The sequence below is a fragment of the Antarcticibacterium flavum genome (genome assembly GCF_006159205.1).
Taxonomy (GTDB): domain Bacteria; phylum Bacteroidota; class Bacteroidia; order Flavobacteriales; family Flavobacteriaceae; genus Gillisia; species Gillisia flava.
The window spans coordinates 1,092,951-1,112,132 of the sequence record NZ_CP040812.1 but is presented as its reverse complement, the minus strand read 5'-3'; the positions used below and the strand labels follow the sequence as shown (position 1 = coordinate 1,112,132).

Here is a 19,182-nt window from a genome sequence, read left to right as displayed (position 1 = left end):
GAAACAGGGATGATGTCTTTAAAATCATAATCTTAAAAAAGATTGGTTCATCTTATTACATTTGTTACTTTTGCTAACCGTAATTAATACTGAAGAAAAAGCAGATTATGAACATACACGAGTATCAAGGAAAAGAAATCTTAAGCAGCTTTGGCGTGCGCATCCAGCGTGGTATTGTTGCTCATAACGCAAAAGAAGCAGTAGATGCTGCAAAGGAACTTACAGAGCAAACCGGTACGGGATGGCATGTAATCAAAGCCCAGGTTCACGCAGGTGGACGTGGTAAAGGTGGTGGGGTTAAACTTGCCAAGAATCTTAAAGAAGTTGAAGAGATAGCAGGAAACATCATTGGGATGAACCTTGTAACTCCTCAAACATCTGCTGAAGGTAAAAAAGTTCACCAGGTATTGGTTGCTGAAGATGTTTATTATCCCGGGGACAATGAACCTGAGGAATATTATATGTCTGTTCTCTTGAATCGTGCTACAGGAAGAAATATGATCATGTATTCTACTGAAGGTGGAATGGATATCGAGACAGTTGCAGAGGAGACTCCGCACCTTATTTATACTGAAGAGATAGACCCTTCAGTTGGTCTTATGGGATTCCAGGCAAGAAGAGTTGCCTTCAACCTTGGACTTAGCGGGACAGCTTTTAAGGAAATGACCAAATTTGTGATGGCTCTTTATAAAGCATTTGAAAATTCAGATTCTTCTTTATTTGAGATCAATCCTGTTCTTAAGACCAGCGATGATAAAATAATGGCAGTAGATGCAAAGGTTACTTTAGATGATAACGCACTTTATCGTCATAAGGATTATGCAGAGATGCGTGATATACGTGAAGAGAATCCTGTAGAGGTTGAGGCTAAAAAAGTTGGACTTAACTATGTGGACCTTGATGGAAATGTTGGTTGTATGGTAAACGGGGCAGGACTTGCAATGGCTACTATGGACCTTATCAAGCAGGCAGGTGGTGAGCCGGCCAACTTCCTTGATGTTGGAGGTACAGCCGATGCTAAACGTGTTGAAGAGGCTTTGAGACTTATCCTGAAGGATGATAAGGTGAAAGCGATCCTAATTAACATTTTTGGAGGTATCGTAAGATGTGACAGGGTAGCACAGGGTATCGTTGATGCCTGTAAGAATATGGGAGATGCCGTACAGGTCCCAATCATTGTTCGTCTACAGGGAACAAATGCAGATATAGCCAAGGAGATCATTGACAATAGTGGATTTGATTTCTACAGTGCAACAGAATTCCAGGAGGCAGCAGATAAGGTGCAGGAAGTACTTAAATAGAGCTTCTCAACATAGTATATTAAAAACCCCGGTGCACCGCACCGGGTTTTTTTTGTACTCCTTTTAAAGTAAATAGGTAGAGCAAAAATAATTGAATGTAATTTCTATTGTGCGGGATATCATCTGCAGGAATTTACCTGTTAAAGTGTTAAAGTTGGTGAGCATTTGTAACAAGGTTGGTAATTATCTGTCTTTAAGGTAATTATCAATCAATTAAATCGAACAGTTATGAAACGATTACAAATTTTTGCAGTGGCTCTTGCCATGGTTTTGAGTAGCGGGGCATCGGCCGCTATTGGGAGCGGTATTTCAGAGGAGGTTATTCCTGCTTCCCTGGAAATCAAACAATTTTTAAAAGATTACTCTTTCCTTATCAAGGATGAGTGTAAAGTAGAAGTGGTTTTCACCTTAAATTCAGAAAGGCAAATAGTGCTGCATTCTATCTCCTCAAAGGAACTGGAGGTCAGGAATTTTTTGAAGGAGAATCTTCAGGGGAAACACATTCAGGACCCCGCTCTTAGCCCGGGAATAAAGTATACCCTCCCGGTGAGACTGGAGATCAAGGACTAAAAAAAATCCCGGCCTGGCCGGGATTTTTTATGAATTTAATTTACTTATTCCTTCTTTTCTTTTTTTACTTCACCTTTTTTCGGCATTGGTCCCCGCATATGGATCACAAGGCCATTGAGGAAATTGCGCAGGAACTGGTCCCCGCATTCCATATATTTTGGATGATCCTCTGCCCTGAAGATAGCTCCCAGTTCACTTTTTGTGACCTTAAAATCTACCAGTGCACAAATGTTCACTATATCCTCGTCACGTAATTTAAGAGCGACTCGTAATTTTTTGAAAATGTCGTTGTTTGATAATGCCATAGAACAAAATTAATCTTTTCTGAAAGAACGAGTGAGGGATGCAGAAAATTTTTCTGGCAGTAGTGACAAAACCTTTAAAGTCACTGCCAAAGTTTAGCTAAAAAATCTTTTCTTTGAAAGGCCTTGTTAAGAAAGCGAAACAGGCCCTTATTGGGAATGAAGCTTATTCTGCCGGAAAAATCTTTTATATGCAAAATGTACAGCAGGTTCAAAAGAAGGACCTTAAGATCTATGAACTAGAGAACAGTAATGGAATGATCCTAAGGATCCTTAATCTTGGAGCTGCTGTGTTCCAACTTCTTGTTAAAGATCACAAGGGGAAACTTATAGATGTTGCCGTAGGGCCCAAGGAACCAGAAACTTTTATTACCACAACCTATGAGGAGGAAAACAGGTGTTTTGGCGCGAGCGTTGGCCGGTATGCCGGGAGGATCTCCAATGGTACTTTCCAACTGGAAGGGAAGGAGTATCAACTTTCAGAAAAAGATGGGGTACACCTGCATGGAGGGGATCGTGGATTCCAACATAAGCTATGGAACCTGGAGGAGCAATCGCACAAATCTCTTAGTTTTAGTTATACTTCTGTGGACGGGGAAGAAGGTTATCCGGGAGAACTTAAAGTTATGGTGATTTATACGCTTACAGATGATAATGAGGTTGTGATCAATTATACCGCTAAAAGCGACAAAGCAACTCCTGTTAATCTTACCAACCACACCTATTTTAACCTTAATGGAAGGGATGATATTACAGATCATGAATTATTTCTTTCGGCGGAAAAAATCCTGCAGGTAGATGACAAACTAAGGCCAACCGGAGAATATGTGTCATTAGGAGCGCATAAAAAGAACTTCCACCCATCAAAGCCGATAGGAATGACGGAGGTTGATTATGTCTATGTGTTAAAAAAACAAAATTCTGTTGCAGTCAGGCTCTTTGCCCCTCAAACTCAAATTGGACTTGAAATTACCACCAATCAGCCTGCGGTGGTGGTTTATATTCCGAAAAATTTACCGCAATTATGGGAATACAAAACAAAACCGGTAGACTTCCCATCTGTTTGCCTGGAAGCACAAAATTTTCCTGATGCACCCAATCATCAAGCGTTTCCAAATTCTATTTTAGAACCCGGTAAAAAGTACTTAAATCGCACAGTTTTTAAATTTACATTGGGCGAAAATGATTTATAAATGTATGGCTTACATTTATATTAATTAAAATTTTATATTTAACCAGAAATTTTGATCTCAGTTCCCCTGGTGCTCTTATGGATCAAAAATTAGATAAGAACAAAAAATACTTAAAGAATGAATACAGGTTTTGAGTTTTGGGATTATTTTATTTTCATTTCATATGCGGCATTGATCATGGGGGTGGGGCTGTGGGTCTCGAGAGAGAAAAAGGGCCACCAGAAGAATGCAGAAGATTATTTTCTAGCCAGTAAATCCCTTCCCTGGTGGGCAATTGGGACCTCTCTTATCGCTGCCAATATCTCAGCCGAGCAATTTATCGGGATGTCGGGTTCCGGCTTTGCCCTGGGGCTGGCCATAGCTTCTTATGAATGGATGGCGGCGCTCACCCTGTTGATCGTTGGGAAGTATTTTCTTCCAATCTTTATCAATAAAGGCCTTTATACCATCCCTGAATTTGTTGAACAAAGGTTCTCCACCAATCTCAAAAGTATTCTTGCAATCTTCTGGATTGCACTCTATGTATTTGTGAACTTAACCTCTGTTCTATACCTCGGGTCCCTGGCCCTGGAAACCATTATGGGCATTCCTATGGTCTATGGTGTGCTGGGCCTTGCACTTTTTGCAGCAGCCTATTCCCTCTACGGGGGGCTTAAGGCCGTGGCGTGGACAGATGTTATACAGGTTGTTTTCCTGGTGCTGGGTGGGTTTTTTACAGCCTACCTCGCCCTTGATATGGTTTCGGGCGGAGAAGGCTTTGTTGCCGGACTTAAAACAGTATATGAAGCAGCTCCAGACAGGTTTACGATGATCCTGGATAAATCCAATCCGGAATATAAAAACCTCCCTGGAATAGGAGTTCTTGTAGGCGGAATGTGGGTGGCAAACCTATACTATTGGGGCTTCAACCAATATATCATACAGCGTACCCTTGCAGCCAAATCGCTTAAAGAAGCTCAAAAAGGTATCCTGCTGGCCGCTTTCCTTAAATTATTGATACCACTTATCGTGGTAATACCCGGGATAGCAGCTTATGTAATGGTTAACGACCCTGCTATCATGGCCAGGCTGGGGGAAGCAGGTTTAATAAACATTCCGCAGGAAGGATATGCCGACAGGGCTTACCCGTGGTTGTTGCAATTCCTGCCCACCGGGCTTAAAGGTGTTGCTTTTGCCGCGCTTGCTGCAGCAATTGTGTCTTCCCTGGCATCTATGCTTAATTCCACCTCGACTATCTTTACGATGGATATCTATAAGCAATACTTTAATAAGAATGCGGGAGACAAAGCTACTGTGAATGTGGGAAGGATCTCTGCAGGAGTTGCTCTGGCTATTGCCTGTATTATGGCACCACTGCTAGGTGGGATCGATCAGGCTTTCCAATTTATCCAGGAATATACAGGGGTGGTGAGTCCCGGTATCCTGGCTATCTTCCTTTTGGGTCTATTTTGGAAGAAAACGACCAATAAAGCCGCTATAGTTGGTGCCCTGGCTTCCATTCCTATTGCGATGTACTTTAAAGTTGCTCCCAAGGGCTGGTCCTCCAGCCCTGTATTCGTAGATGTTCCTTTCCTTGATCAAATGGGATATACGGCTATCCTTACAATGATTATCATAGCTATTGTTAGCCTTGCAGAGAAAAAGGGTAGGGATGATGAAAAAGGAATTCCGCTTTCTAAAGGTTTATTTAAAACAAGTCCAACGTTTAATATAGGTGCATTTGCGGTGATGGTGATCCTGGTAGCCCTATATGCTATATTCTGGAAATAGCCGCAAGAACCGGGAACCGGGAACCAGGAATCAAGAACCAGGAGCCAAGAGCCAAGAGCCAAGAGCCAAGAATCAAGAGCCAAGAATCAAGACTCAGGACTCAAATAGATAAGAGAAAAGAGACATAGAAGAAAGATGCAGGATGTGAATTGGGGGAAGGGGAAGTAGGGCTATTGTCTAGAGGAAAGCCTGAAGGCTAAATAATTTAGATTGGGATTGGGGACTAAAAAATACCAAAATATTCGTGTCTATTTTCAATGCGAAGTTCCAGATTACTACTTCTGCAGATAATGAACATCATCAAGATCCCGTAAGGTCTGCGCAGCCTGCTCAGCTGTTATATCTCGTTGGGGACTCGCAAATAGCTCATAACCCACCATAAATTTCTTTACCGTTGCCGACCGTAGGAGCGGCGGATAAAAGGACATGTGAAAATGCCACTCCGGGAATTCTTCCCCGCTGGTAGGCATTTGGTGAATTCCTGAGGAATACGGGAAGGATGTTTCAAAAAGGTTGTCGTATTTAATGCAGAGAGCTTTAATTATCCCGGCAAAAGCTACTTCTTCCCTGCTGTCAAGTTGTCCAATATGCTGATAATGTTTTCTTGGCAGGATCATCACCTCATATGGCCAAACAGCCCAGTAGGGGATGAGGGCAACAAAATGCTCATTCTCAAGTACGATCCTATCACCAGCTTCCAGCTCCTGTTCCAGGTAAGCTGCCAGCAAACTTTTGTTATTGGCCTCCCAATACTCCAATTGATGTTTGGACTTTTTAATGATCTCCGGCGGCAGGGATCTTTGTGACCAAATTTGCCCATGGGGATGGGGATTGCTACAGCCCATAATATCACCTTTATTTTCAAAGATCTGCACGTAGTTTATATTGGGAGAGGATCCCAATTCAAGATACTCCTTCTTCCAGGCTTTAATTACCTTCGTAATATCCTTAATTTCCATAAGAGGGAGGGTAAGGGAATGGTTGGGTGAAAAACAAACCACTTTGCAAATCCCTGTCTCAGATTCTGCTACCAGCAGGCCTTTGGAGAGATTTTCACCGGGCCCTTGCGGCATAAGGGCGGGGAAATCATTCTCAAAGACAAAAGGTTCCTTATAATCGGGGTTTATAGAACCGCCAGAGCGGGTGTTGCCGGGACAAAGGTAACAGGCCGGGTCATAGACAGGCCTGTCTTCCACTGTGGTCTTTTCAGTTTTCCCCTGCCAGGGCCGTTTTGTGCGATGCGGGGATACAAGGACCCATTCCCCGGTTAAAATATTATATCGCCTGTGTGGGACATTATTAAGTTCCTGGCTCATAGATCATTCTTTTTTAAAAATTTCCGTTCAAACTTCATTACCGGAGTATTTAAACTATACCCTTTCCACAACAGTTCCTTCCCCCGGCGAAACAATTATAACATCGGGATCTAAACCAAAAGCTTCAGCATAAGCCTGCTTAACCTCATTTTCAAATGACGGGATCTGGCTTTCTTCCACAATGTTAATGGTGCAGCCTCCAAAGCCACCTCCCATCATACGCGATCCATAGATGTAAGATATGTTTTCAGTAAATTCAACCAGGAAATCCAGTTCCTTGCAGCTTACTTCATAAAGGTCCCGCAGTCCATAGTGCGATTTGTACATTAAGGCACCAAAATCTTCTAACTGTCCGGCTTTTAGAAATTTAGCCGCATCCAGCACCCGCTTATTCTCTTCCAGAACATATTTCACCCGGTGAAATTGTGCCCCGGTCAAATGTTCGCTACTTTCTGTAAGCATTTCTAAATTTACATCCCTCAAGGTTTCGATCCCTGTGTAATGGGATTGTAACACCTTTAATGCAGCTTCACATTCCTTACGGCGTGTATTGTATTCCCCTTCTGCAAGGCTGTGGGATACCATGGTGTTTACAAGGACCATCTTACAGGAATTAAAATTTGCAGGGATAAATTCCGGTTCTAAATTAAGGCAATCCAGCAGAATGAGGTGATCCTTCCTGCTCATAACACTGGCAAATTGATCCATAATTCCGCAGTTGGAACCTACAAAATTATTTTCAGCAGCCTGAGAGAGAAAAACTATTTCCTTTTTTGTGAGCTTTAAATTAAACAGCTCGTTTAAACCGGCGGCCAGGCCACATTCAAGGGCGGCAGAGGAGCTAATTCCTGCACCAATTGGCAACTTACTCTCAATAATGCAATCAAACCCCTGCAGGTCTTTTTTCCTTTTTAAAATTTCATTTACCACCCCAAGAATATAATTTTCCCAGATCTCATTACTTTTTTCAATATCTTTAAGATCAAAGCTGAAACCTTTTTGGACAGTCTTGCTGTACACATTACATATACTTTGACTGTTATTGCGTTGGAATGAGAAGTTAATTTTCCTGTCTATGGCGGTTGGTAATACATACCCGTGGTTATAATCTGTATGCTCCCCAATAAGATTTATGCGGCCCGGTGCGGCAACATTGACCTGTGAATTAAATGAGAGAGGTTTAAGCAATGGCCGGGATATGTGATTAGCGTTATTTTTCAACACTTCTAAAATTAGGCATTTGTAAGAACCAAAGATAATAAATGTATTTTATACCATTATTTTATATTAAATAAAAAAGTGGTTTTTTTGTAAGATCAAACCAGTTCATTAAGTATATGGCTTCTTTTTCCCAGGATTCTTATTCGCAACATGACAAGATGTATGTTGCAACAGATTGTATAATTTTTGGCTTTGATGAGGGCAGGATCAAGCTATTATTATTTAAACGCAGGGTAGCACCTTTTGAAGGGGACTGGTCCCTTATTGGAAGTATTGTAAAACTGGAGGAGGATGTGGAGGTATCAGCCAAAAGGGTTCTGGAGGAGATCACCGGCTTGCAAAATGTCTTTATGGAACAATTAAAAGCATACGGCGCAGCAAACAGGGATCCCGGGTACCGTTGTGTTTCCATTGGACAATATGCTTTGATACGCATTAATGATTATGACAGGAAACTTGTTGAAAAACATGGTGCACATTGGCATGATATAGAGGAGGTACCAGATTTGGTACTCGATCATAACCAAATGGTAAAAGACGCCCAGGAGCGTCTAAAGAGAAAGGCCCGTTACCAGCCACTGGGATTTGAACTACTGCCAGAAAAATTCACAATTCCCCAATTACAGCAACTCTATGAGGCCATATATCAAAAGGAGCTGGATGCCCGTAACTTTAGAAAAAAGGTATTGTCACATAACGTTCTTATTAAACTTGAAGAAAAAGATAAAACCTCCTCCCGCAGAGGTGCTTTTCTCTATAAATTTGATCATAAAACCTATAAGAAACTTATGAAATCTGGTTATAATTTTGAGATATCATAAACCGCAGGTAATAGCGGACAAATCCAAAACTTTATTGAAATTTTCTTCTGAAAAAAATTGGTTTTACTAAAAATTAATGTAAAATTTACGCTTATAATTAGATTTGCTGAAAGCCTCTGTTTCAATACCTGAAAGCTTTGCTATCTTTATGGTTCCATGAGTTGGGGAATTATTAAATTTAGGTTTTAAACCACTTGCCATGAATAATAAATATACCCGTAGAGAAGCGCTAAAGAATCTGGCTCTTGGATCTGGAGCTTTGGGCCTTGGGGGTGTTTTAACCTCCTTTTCACCTGTTGCTTTTCAGGAAGATGAAACCTGTAAAGATTTCAGTAAAAATATTAATCATTCAGTATGTCGCTGGGCTTTTAATGAACTGCCCCTGGATGAATTTGCTGTTCAATGTAAAAAACTTGGCATTACAGCAATAGACCTTCTTCGGCCCGAAGAATGGCCGGTAATTGAAAAACATGGGTTGGTATGTTCTATGGCTACAGATTATTTTGCTGTGATCGAACATGGTTTTAATGATCCTGCAAATCACAAAGAACTTCAGAAAAACTACAGAGGTCTTATAGATAAAGCTTCAAAACACGGAATAAAAAATGTCATCGTTTTTTCCGGGAACAGGCGGGGGATGGATGATGAAACGGGGATTGAAAATTGCGCAACAGGATTGGCCCCTCTCCTGGACTATGCGGCCGGCAAAAATGTTACCCTTGTAATGGAATTGCTGAATAGTAAGGTGAATCATCCAGATTATCAATGTGACCATACCGTTTGGGGTGTGGCACTTTCAGAAAAACTCAACAAGGCCAATTTTAAATTATTGTACGATATCTACCATATGCAAATTATGGAAGGGGATGTGATCGCGACGATAAGAAAATACCATGAACATATCAATCATTATCATACAGCAGGAGTCCCTGGCAGGAATGAGATCGATGATACACAGGAACTATATTATCCTGCCATTATGCGGGCAATAGTAGAAACAGGCTTCGATGGCTATGTGGCACAGGAATTTATTCCCACAAAAAGGGACCAGATTGCAGCCCTGGCCGAAGCCGTAAAAATTTGTGACGTTTAAGAGAAAAAGGAATATGTTACTTAAAAGAATAATTGCACTAATGCTGTTTGCAGGATTGGCTTTTGCCTGTAAAAGCTGGGAGGAAGTGGTTGAACCGGAAGCAAGAAAAGAAAGCAGGAGCATAGAGAATTTTGGTAATAACTGGGAGTTCAGGCGCCTGGAGAACCTAAAGGAGAAAGGTACCGGTTGGGAGAAGGTGAATATCCCGCATAGCGTAAAGATTGAACCCCTGGTTGTTAATGATCAATGGCAGGGTACAGCGCTTTACCGCAAAACGTTTGAAGTTTCCAATCTCAATGATCATAAATGGTTTATTCATTTTGAAGGGGTTATGCAGGAGGCACAGGTTACTATTAATGGCTTCCTGGTTAAAACCCATAAGGGTGGCTTTCTGCCTTTTACAGTAGATGCCACTCCTTTTCTTGAAGAGGGGGAGAACAATATTGAGGTAGAAGTAAAAAATGTAGATGATCCCACCATTCCACCCGGAAAGGCCCTGGGAGAACTTGATTTTAATATGTACGGTGGCATCTATCGAAATGTCCATCTTATCAAAAAGAATAAGGTTTATATTACAGATGCTGTTAACGCGGCCGTTGAAGGCGGTGGGGGTATTTATTTTCATACCGCCACAGCTACAAAAAAAGTGGCAACCGGGAAACTCACTGTGCACGTTCAAAATGGCAGTCAGCGGGAGCAATCTATAAAACTTCAATATTCTCTATTAACAAGGGACGGGGATATTAATAGATTCTACTCCAGTTCCCGTGGACCCGGACATGCTGTTGTTGAAGCAGGAGAAACCGCTTCCCTTAGCCTTAATTTTAAAATTGAGAATCCTTTATTATGGTCTGTAGATGAGCCAAACCTCTATACACTTACAGTAGATATACTGGCAGATGATAAGCTGGTAGATACCCAGTCTTTGAAAGTAGGGCTTAGGGAAATAGCGCTTTCGGGAGAGGCATTCTTTTTAAACGGGGAGGAGCTTTTTATCAACGGGACCAACCGGCACCAGGAATATCCGTATATAGGCTATGCCTTGTCTGATGAGGCACAATATCGTGATGCATATAAAATAAAGCAGGCAGGTTTTAATTTTGTCCGGTTATCGCATTATCCACACGCAACTGCATTTTTAAAGGCTTGTGATGAACTAGGCCTCCTGGTGATGAACGCTATCCCGGGATGGCAGTTCTTTGAAGAAGGCGAGTTTGAAGAAAATGCCATAAGGGATATAAGGGAAATGGCCAAAAGGGACAGGAACCATCCAAGTGTGGTCTTTTGGGAAAATTCCCTTAACGAGTCGGGAATGACAGAGGAATTCATGGAGAGAGCTAATGAAGTTCTAAAGGCAGAGTTGCCTTATCCAGATACCTTTACAGCAGGATGGATTGACCATCCATCTTATGACCTGTTTATCCCGGCAAGACAACATGCAAAACCACCACTATACTGGAATGGTTATAATACACCAAACAGGCCCTATTAATAGCAGAATACGGGGACTGGGAATATTATGCCCACAATGCCGGGTTTAATCAAACCCTATATAGCGACCTGCAGGAGGAGGAGCGTTCCAGTCGCAAACTTCGCAGCACAGGGGAGGCGGGACTTCTACAACAGGCTCTTAACTACCAGGAAGCTTTTAACTCAAATTTGAAAGGAAAACAAACCATTGGACACGCCAATTGGTTGATTTTCGATTATAACAGGGGATATGCAAACGACCTGGAAGCCTCTGGAATATCAGATATTTTCAGGATCCCTAAATTCAGTTTTTTCTTTTACAGGAGTCAGAAATCGCCGGGTGAAGGCGAATTTAAGGAACCTATGGTGTTTATTGCCAGCTATTGGACCCCTCGCTCCACCACCTCTGTAAAGGTTTTTAGTAATACCCAGGAAGTGGCACTTTATCTAAATGGAGAACTTATAGATCAACGAACTCCTGAAATAAATGAGATCTCCTACGAATTACCACATCCCCCATTTATATTCAACCTGGATAGATATGTACCCGGTACCCTGAAAGCAGTTGGGATCATTGACGGGGAGGAAGTTGCTACCCACGTGGTGCGAACACCGCGGGCACCGGCAGGGATACAACTGGCGGTGGATTATTCACAAAAGATCATTTCTCCCAATTCTCCTGATATGTTCTTTGTCTATGCGATGATAGTAGATGAAGAAGGAACCGTGGTTCCAACAGCTAATCAGCGCATTGCTTTTTCCTTAGGTGATGATGCAAAAAATGCAAGGATCATTGGAGGAAAAGTTGTTAAGGCTGAAGCCGGGATAGCCACCATTCTCATAAGAACCGAACGTTTTTCAGGATCTTTAAATGTAAGAGCTACTGCAGAAGGGCTGGGAGAACAAACAATAGAAATTCGAAATCCCTAATTCATGAAAATATTAAGTAAAGAACTTAAAATCCTACTTCTCCTTTGCTGTGCTTTTTTTTCGGGAGTGGCATATGCGCAGGGCCAGGTACAGGAACAAAAGCAGGATGTGTATGTTGATGGCAGCGGAGTAATGCGTTGGGGGCATAATGATGAGGAGGTAAAAGGTTTTGGAGTGAATTATTCTGCTCCTTTTGCCCATGGATTTCGTGCAGCCGGCCGTTTAGATGTAGACCTAAAGAAGGCAATTGATAATGATGTGTATCATTTTTCCCGTCTGGGATTTGACCTTTACAGGATACATGTATGGGATACAGAAATTAGCGATGCTGAAGGAAATCTACTGGAGAACGAGCATCTGGAATTGTTCGACTATCTATTAAAACAGCTCAAGGACAGGGATATAAATTATATGATCACCCCCATTGCATACTGGGGCAATGGCTGGCCGGAACCAAATGAGGACACCCCGGGATTTTCCCATAAATATGGGAAAGAAGGGAGCCTCACGCATCCTGAAGCAATAAAAGCACAGGAGAATTATTTAGCGCAATTCCTGGAACACGTGAATCCTCATACCGGGATTGCTTATAAAGATGAGCCAAATATTATTGCCTTCGAGATTAGTAATGAGCCTCACCATAAAGGCTCGACTGAAGAGGTAACGAGTTTTGTTCAAAGAATGGTCACTTCTATGCGCAGTACCGGTACAAAGAAGCCAATTTTTTATAATGTAAGCCACAGCACCCATTTTATGGAGGCATATTTTAATGCCGATATACAGGGAGGAACTTTCCAATGGTATCCCACCGGACTGGGATTTCAAAAGGAGCTTGAAGGGAATTTGCTGCCCAATGTAAATGAATACAATATCCCTTTTGATAATATTATTAAGAAAAATAATGCAGCGAAGCTGGTATATGAATTTGATGCGGCCGATGTCATGAAATCCTATATCTATCCTGCAATGGCCAGAAGCTTCAGGGAAGCGGGGATTCAAATTGCGACACATTTTGCCTGGGACCCCACATATATGGCCTATGCTAATACAGAATACAACACACATTATATGAACCTGGCTTACACCCCTCAAAAGGCCCTTGCCTTAATGATAAGTGGCGAGGTTTTTCACCAGATTCCTATGTATAAGAATTATGGTACATACCCTCAAAATCTTCAGTTTGAAAACTTCAGGATAAGCTATGAGAAGGATCTAGCGGAATATAATTCATCTGAAAAGTTCTATTATACCAACTCTACTTCTTCCAATCCCTTATCATTGAAAGACCTGAAGCATATTGCAGGATATGGTATTTCTAATACTGTAAAGTATGAAGGCAGGGGAGCTTACTTCCTGGATAAGCTGGAGGAAGGCGTTTGGAGACTTGAAGTAATGCCAGATGCCATATTGGTAGACAATCCCTTTGGAAGAAATAACCTCGATAAAACGGTGGCAGTTATTAACTGGGAAGAGTGGGAGATGACAGTCAATTTACCGGGTCTTGGGAGGGATTTTTCGGTTACAACTCTTAGTGGAAAGAATGAAAAATTCACGGCTACAGCTTCTAAATTTCAAATAGGACCGGGTATATATTTACTTTCAGCAAAGGATAAAAAAATCGCATATCGTGGTAATGAGGATTGGAAGAATGGGGAACTCCACGATTTTTATGCTCCTGAAGCTACGGTGCATAAAACCTATGTTTTGCACCAGCCCGTAGAAGTGGTAATTGAAAATTCCTCTCTGGAAATAAAAGCCGAAGTTGTTTCAAAAGAACCGGTGCAAAAAGTCGAAGCCTGGTTCCAAAACGGGAATATCCATGATAGTGTTGAATTAAAGGAGATGGAAGCCTATACTTACGGGGCAGAGGTGCCTCAAAAACTGCTTGAAGAGGGATTCTTAAATTATCGCATCATTATCACCCAACAGGATGGTAGCAGGACGTTTCCCGCAGATGCTGAGGGAAATCCCGGGCAGTGGGATTTTCACGCCATGGAGCAATATCAAACCAGGATAACCGGGGAGCAGCAACCTTTGTACATTTTTACTGCAGCAAAGGATAGGGACTATATAGTGGGCGAATGGAAACGGGATAACCGGTTGGTTCCAGGCGATAGGACGGGTGAGGCAGAGTACCAGGTAAGGCTGGAGCAATTATTTGAGAAAGATGAGGAGAATAAAAATGCAGCTCCTGTTTACGATTACACTTTCCGCTATAATTTTAAGAACAAAATACAGGGAAGAGAAGCTGAACTTAAAGATTTTAAAAACTTAAAATTCAAAGCCCGATCTTTAGAAAAAGGTCCCAAGAAGATTCAAATAGCTTTAATCGATAAAAATGGAGCAGCTTTTGGTCAAATAGTTGAAATAAATTCCCAAAATCAAGAATATTCTTTAAAAATTAATGAATTTAAACCAGTAAAAACTGTAACTTTACCACGACCATATCCTACTTTCCTGCCTTATTATTTTGAACACGGCATTGAAGGGCCCTTAGAATTGGAAAATATTGAGAGTTTACAAATTTCAATAGGACCCGGGCTGGAAGAAAAAGAAAAGTTGGAGGGTCATCAAATTGGAATCACAAGTTTTAGATTGGAGAAATAGGTGTTAAAAAAATGTCTCCAAAAAAAGAGGCTGCCGGGATCTTCCCGGCAGTCTTTTTTATACCACACGGTTGCTGAATCTTTAGGAAGAAATAAAAAAGGTGCTCTCCAACTGGAAAGCACCTTTTTTTAAATTTCATTATGGACCTATTGTAATGGCCCTGGATTCTTAATTTTTATTCTGGCAGCGAAAGCGGTCCAGACTCTTTCCCCGGATATCCTAAAATAGGAGAAGCAAATATATTCCTGCTATTCCATTATAGAATACACACTGTATGAATTCCCCGGTGCTTCAATACTTACACCTCCATTGTCACCTGTTACAGGAGAGTAGCTTGTTTGATAAGTATAATCCATTATCTTTTTATTGTTCCAGCCGGTTGTAATATTTCTTCTCTTTGTATTACTGCTGTTATTAATATAAAGTATAAGCCCGGGATTAGTACCATCACCACTGCGCTTCATCACATATTCATCATTATCAACATAAAGAATCTCAACATCTCCTGTTGCAAGGGAATTATTGATAAGCATTAATTGTTTTAGATCCTCCTGGAAATTCTGGTTCTCATAATCTAAATAAAATATAGTAGGATATCCCGGGTGGGTTAGTATGAAAGCATAGGCTTTCATTTTATTTTCCACAGAGATGTTATTATGCTCATTCGGGTCTTTCTCTGTATCATGATTGGCGGTGAAAGTGACAGCTTTTTCAGGATAATTTTGCCACACCATATGTCTTTCCAATATGGTAAGATCGTCATTCCTGTCCAGAGCCTCGTCCAGTTTGTAAAAAGTAGCAAAGTCGAATACTGCTATTCCCGTCTCTTCAATATAATCCTCCAGCACATTTGGATTACCATCCCAAAGTTCGGCTACAGCGTATCCACCTACAGCGTCCATCCATTCCTTTACTACCCAAGGCTCAAACCCGAGTACATAATCAAATCTCCAGCCGTCAAATCCTACTTCGTTCTTATAATAATTGGCTACGGAATAATCTGCTTTCCATAACCAGTTTTGAACATATTCCTGGTTATGGTCAAGGTTTGTTTCCTCATAGAATAAACTGCCATCATCATACTGGCTGGTGCTGTTGGGGTAGAAATTCTCATAATTTCTATTGAATTTTCCCGAAGCATTCCCGTGTTCCTCATCAAATAACGTCCAGGTATCTTTCTCACGGTAAGGATTCCATTCAAGTCCACCGCCGGAATTGTGGTTGAGAACGATGTCTGCGATCACCTCTATGTTATTGGCATGGGCTGTGTTGATAAGGTCGCCCAGCTCTTCCCTTGTGCCAAATCTTGTTGGCAGGGTGCCGTGTTGCATATATTCACCCAGGTCAAAATAATCTGATGGGTCGTATCCCATAGAGTAACCTCCAGATTGGCCTTTTGATGCCGGCGGGATCCAAATTCGGTTTACACCTGCATCTGCCCAACCAGCTATTTTCTCGTCAATAGTGGTCCACCATTGATGCCTTGGCTCCACGTCCCAATAAAAAGCCTGCATCATTATACCGGAGCCATTATTATAATCGGCAAGGTTTAACGCTCCCGGTGCAGCAGGTGTTTCAGGAACCTCAGGGGTTTGTCCCGGGTTGTCATCATTGGGATCTACAGGATCATCACTTGAGCAGGCATTGAAACCCAGGCCCATTGAGATCATAGCTCCAAAAATTAAAAGTCTTTTCTTCATTTCTATTATATTTTAAATTAAAGAAGCTGTCCGGTGGAATTATAATGGTTTTGATATTCCCAACCATTTAAACCCGCGGACAGCTTCTATATGATCAATAGATCGTTTATTCTACAGGAATAAGAATATATCTACCCGTTAGGTCATTAAACCAGATGTCGTACGTGCCTTCCTGTGCTGGAATATCTGGACCTCCATTGGTGGCCAGACCGCTTGGGAAAGTATCAGATCCCCAATTAACATCCCAGTTGAGGTTTGCTCTAAATTTTATAGGCCCATCAGATAATTCTATGTCCTGAAGGAACCAGATGTGCTCATCAAATTGTGATTGGGTCATTTGAATATCCAGTTCAGGATTATCGTCATTTGGCCATCCTACAGAAGTTCCATCACCAACAAGACCCATAATGTCATAAGTAGCAGCACCACTGGCATCATAAGGTTCTAATGTATAGGTCATATCCTCAAGGTTGACTGTTATAGTATAATAACCGCTTGAAGGAATGGCGATTGCCGGTGGATCTGGATCTGCCTCAGTTTCTCTGTAAAGCAAAGTTCCATTTTCACCTCCATATTGTGGTGCCCACTGTCCTTTTACTTCGATCAACTTCCAGAACATATCATCTCCACCTTCAAGTCTTCCTGTGTAAGTATAGATATTAGGATTTGCAGGATCTCTGAATAAAGGATAGTTATTGCTGTTGGCTGTATTGTCCCAGCCGGTTGGGGAACCGCTTCCAACAAGAAAAAGATCCTTGAATACTTCTTCCTCTTCTACTGCAGTTTCAGGAAGAACTACTGTGATCGATCTTTCTTCAGAAGAGACATTCAAAGGATTTCCACCATCTGTACCTGCAAATGCGCGGACCCTGAAATAAAGTTGCCCCGAGTTTGGTGCATCGGTATCTGGATCATTATCCAAACCGGCATCTTCAGCAAGGCTTCTTAGTTGATTTACTGTTACTGCCAGGTTGTTATTTCCGGTAGCTCCCAGGACATCAAAGGTTTCAAAACTGGCGTCTGCCGTTCCCTGTAATTCGTAAGTTATATTTGTAGGAACATCAAAGTCTACTGTGTTCCATACAAATCTTTCAGCAACATTGGTGCCGGTAGCGGCGGTTAAAATGTAGGTTTCATTAAAAGTGTTGACAAAATTGATCCCTTCAGGATCTGGTTGTGCTATAAATACAACGTCATCGTCACTTGTACAGGAAGAGATCCCTGCAAATGCTACAAATGCCAACAATAAGATTGATAATTTTTTCATTTTAATTTTTTTAATATTAATAACCGGGGTTTTGAGTCAAATTGGTATTTACACCAAGTTCCGCAGCGGGAATAGGGAATAAATCTCTAAAAGCAGATGTAGTTGCCCCCTGGGGAACGCCTCCTTTAAATGCCCAGATTCCGTTATCTGAGAATCTATTAAATCTTATTAGGTCTGTCCTGCGATGTCCTTCCCAATAAAGTTCCCTGGCTCTTTCAGCAAGTATAAAATTAAGGGTAAGATCGGCTGCAGCTATATCACCGCTATTATCTCCATAAGCACGCTCTCTTAGCTCATTTATATAAGTTGCGGCCTGTGCAGGGCTTCCACCGCCACCTCTTACTACAGCTTCAGCATACATTAAGTAAGCATCTGCAAGACGGAACATTGGGAAATCTGTGTCTGGAAATTCGCCAGATGGGTCGCTACCCGGGGTGCCGTCAGACCTCATATTCGTAAACTTTGTCACGGCATAACCCTCTGTAAATGGAGCTATTCTTGTTACTTCCTTATTCTGTCCTTCAGTAAAGAACATAGCCCTTAAATCTTCAGACTCTGCACCATTTGGAAAGGTATCAACAAATTGCTGGGTAGTTCTAAGACCGGCCCAACCACCGTTTACTCCAAATTCTGAAGGATCCATGTCCCCGCCAATTGCTGCGTGGATGATATAAGTTGTTCCACCATAGCTTTGGGTGTTTAACCCATCATAGGTCACCGGGAAGATGATCTCATTTTGAGCTCCATTTTGGTCATTATCTGCCATGAACAGGTAACTGTAAGGAACATCTGCAATTTGATAACCGGAGTTTATGGTCTTTTGCGTGTATTCAATAACCTCTGCATATCTCGCATTACCGGTATAAACTTCAGCATTTAGATACAACTTTGAAAGGAGCATCCAAACTGCAGCCCTGTCTGCCCGGCCGTATTCATTTTGTTTTGCATCTATAATCTCATTCTCTATTGCCAGTAGTTCACTTTCAATATAAGAGAACAAATCTTCCTTTGAAGTTTGTGGAGGAAGGAAAGCTCCAGTAGGATCCTGTTCAGTCACAAAAGCTGGTCTTCCAAAAAGGTCCAGAGCGTGGTAGTAGCTAAGAGCTCTAAGGAACCTTGCCTCTGCACGGTAATCTTCAATAGTGGATCTAAGCTCTCCAGGAACTCCTCTGTCATCCAGGGAAGCAGGGTCTGTTTGCCTTAAAAATTCATTTACAAGACTCACCTGGTAAAGTAACCTGCTGTACATTGTCCTCACGAACTCATTACCTGCAGTCCAGCTTTGGTAATGAAGGTCATAAACAGTACCATCGTTCCAGCCAATAAGTGCCTCATCTGTGGTAAGTTCCTGGAGATTAAAGAATAATCTCACATAATTGGAGAAACCTTCATCCAAACCCTGAAGATCAGGATTTCCTGCCGGCCCTTGCTGCCCGCTTAAGGATAAGCCTGCATATAGTTTGGCCAAAAACTCTTCATAGGTTGCTGCATCCTGCAAGGCCGAGCCTGCAGTTGCTCTGTTATCTTCCGGGGAGAGATCCAGTGAATCCTGGCAGGACCACACCAGCATGCTTCCAAGAAACAGAATTAAAACCGGTTTAAATTTTTTATACATAATAGT

Annotated in this window: 15 protein-coding genes; 9 read left to right on the top strand and 6 right to left on the bottom strand. The window is 41.7% G+C overall.

Annotation, left to right across the window (positions count from 1 at the left end; genetic code table 11):
- The first annotated feature begins 107 nt into the window (after positions 1–107).
- Both sucC and FHG64_RS04610 read left to right on the top strand, forming a co-directional pair.
- A complete protein-coding gene (gene sucC, locus FHG64_RS04615) occupies positions 108–1,301 on the top strand; it encodes an ADP-forming succinate--CoA ligase subunit beta (protein WP_139065320.1) in 1,194 nt (397 codons plus the stop codon).
- 228 nt (positions 1,302–1,529) lie between these two features.
- The gene (locus tag FHG64_RS04610) at positions 1,530–1,871 is read left to right on the top strand and encodes a hypothetical protein (RefSeq protein WP_139065319.1); all 342 of its coding nucleotides are present in this window, start codon (positions 1,530–1,532) and stop codon (positions 1,869–1,871) included.
- Positions 1,872–1,915: 44 nt separating this feature from the next.
- On the opposite strand, the gene FHG64_RS04605 is transcribed toward FHG64_RS04610, so the two are convergent.
- Positions 1,916–2,176 carry a DUF1456 family protein gene (locus FHG64_RS04605; protein WP_139065318.1) on the bottom strand — a complete coding sequence of 87 codons (261 nt, stop codon included), beginning with the start codon at positions 2,174–2,176 and terminating at the stop codon, positions 1,916–1,918.
- A gap of 113 nt (positions 2,177–2,289) precedes the next feature.
- Between FHG64_RS04605 and FHG64_RS04600 the strand changes: the two genes are divergently transcribed.
- Together FHG64_RS04600 and FHG64_RS04595 are read left to right on the top strand one after the other, a co-directional pair.
- On the top strand, positions 2,290–3,366 hold the full coding sequence (locus FHG64_RS04600) for an aldose epimerase family protein (RefSeq protein WP_246054295.1): 1,077 nt from the start codon (positions 2,290–2,292) through the stop codon (positions 3,364–3,366).
- Positions 3,367–3,483: 117 nt separating this feature from the next.
- On the top strand, positions 3,484–5,136 hold the full coding sequence (locus FHG64_RS04595; RefSeq protein ID WP_139065317.1) for a sodium/sugar symporter: 1,653 nt from the start codon (positions 3,484–3,486) through the stop codon (positions 5,134–5,136).
- Between the two features lie 275 nt (positions 5,137–5,411).
- Here FHG64_RS04595 and FHG64_RS04590 read toward each other — a convergent pair whose 3' ends face one another.
- Both FHG64_RS04590 and galK read right to left on the bottom strand, forming a co-directional pair.
- The gene (locus tag FHG64_RS04590) at positions 5,412–6,452 is read right to left on the bottom strand and encodes a UDP-glucose--hexose-1-phosphate uridylyltransferase (RefSeq protein WP_139065316.1); all 1,041 of its coding nucleotides are present in this window, start codon (positions 6,450–6,452) and stop codon (positions 5,412–5,414) included.
- Between the two features lie 54 nt (positions 6,453–6,506).
- Entirely contained in the window at positions 6,507–7,676 is a 1,170-nt protein-coding gene (gene galK / locus FHG64_RS04585) for a galactokinase (protein WP_394344206.1), read from the bottom strand.
- A gap of 113 nt (positions 7,677–7,789) precedes the next feature.
- On the opposite strand from galK, the gene FHG64_RS04580 reads away from it, so the two are divergent.
- From FHG64_RS04580 to FHG64_RS04560, 5 genes are all read left to right on the top strand, one after another.
- Positions 7,790–8,494 carry an NUDIX hydrolase gene (locus FHG64_RS04580; RefSeq protein ID WP_139065315.1) on the top strand — a complete coding sequence of 235 codons (705 nt, stop codon included), beginning with the start codon at positions 7,790–7,792 and terminating at the stop codon, positions 8,492–8,494.
- Positions 8,495–8,693: 199 nt separating this feature from the next.
- Positions 8,694–9,587 carry a hydroxypyruvate isomerase family protein gene (locus FHG64_RS04575; protein ID WP_139065314.1) on the top strand — a complete coding sequence of 298 codons (894 nt, stop codon included), beginning with the start codon at positions 8,694–8,696 and terminating at the stop codon, positions 9,585–9,587.
- Between the two features lie 13 nt (positions 9,588–9,600).
- Positions 9,601–11,079: a glycoside hydrolase family 2 protein gene (locus tag FHG64_RS04570; protein ID WP_139065313.1), complete on the top strand. Its 1,479-nt coding sequence runs from the start codon at positions 9,601–9,603 to the stop codon at positions 11,077–11,079.
- Positions 11,080–11,246: 167 nt separating this feature from the next.
- Entirely contained in the window at positions 11,247–11,987 is a 741-nt protein-coding gene (locus tag FHG64_RS04565; RefSeq protein WP_139065312.1) for a DUF4982 domain-containing protein, read from the top strand.
- Between the two features lie 3 nt (positions 11,988–11,990).
- Complete coding sequence (locus FHG64_RS04560; RefSeq protein WP_139065311.1) at positions 11,991–14,594, top strand: cellulase family glycosylhydrolase; 2,604 nt, start codon at positions 11,991–11,993, stop codon at positions 14,592–14,594.
- A gap of 248 nt (positions 14,595–14,842) precedes the next feature.
- On the opposite strand, the gene FHG64_RS04555 is transcribed toward FHG64_RS04560, so the two are convergent.
- The 3 genes from FHG64_RS04555 to FHG64_RS04545 all read right to left on the bottom strand — a co-directional run bounded on the left by FHG64_RS04555 (position 14,843) and on the right by FHG64_RS04545 (position 19,176).
- Positions 14,843–16,264, bottom strand: a complete 1,422-nt coding sequence (locus FHG64_RS04555; RefSeq protein WP_394344215.1) for an alpha-amylase — start codon at positions 16,262–16,264, stop codon at positions 14,843–14,845.
- A gap of 136 nt (positions 16,265–16,400) precedes the next feature.
- Complete coding sequence (locus FHG64_RS04550; protein WP_139065309.1) at positions 16,401–17,561, bottom strand: SusF/SusE family outer membrane protein; 1,161 nt, start codon at positions 17,559–17,561, stop codon at positions 16,401–16,403.
- A gap of 16 nt (positions 17,562–17,577) precedes the next feature.
- Positions 17,578–19,176, bottom strand: coding sequence for a RagB/SusD family nutrient uptake outer membrane protein (locus FHG64_RS04545; protein WP_139065308.1), 1,599 nt, complete (start codon positions 19,174–19,176; stop codon positions 17,578–17,580).
- Between the last annotated feature and the right edge of the window lie 6 nt (positions 19,177–19,182).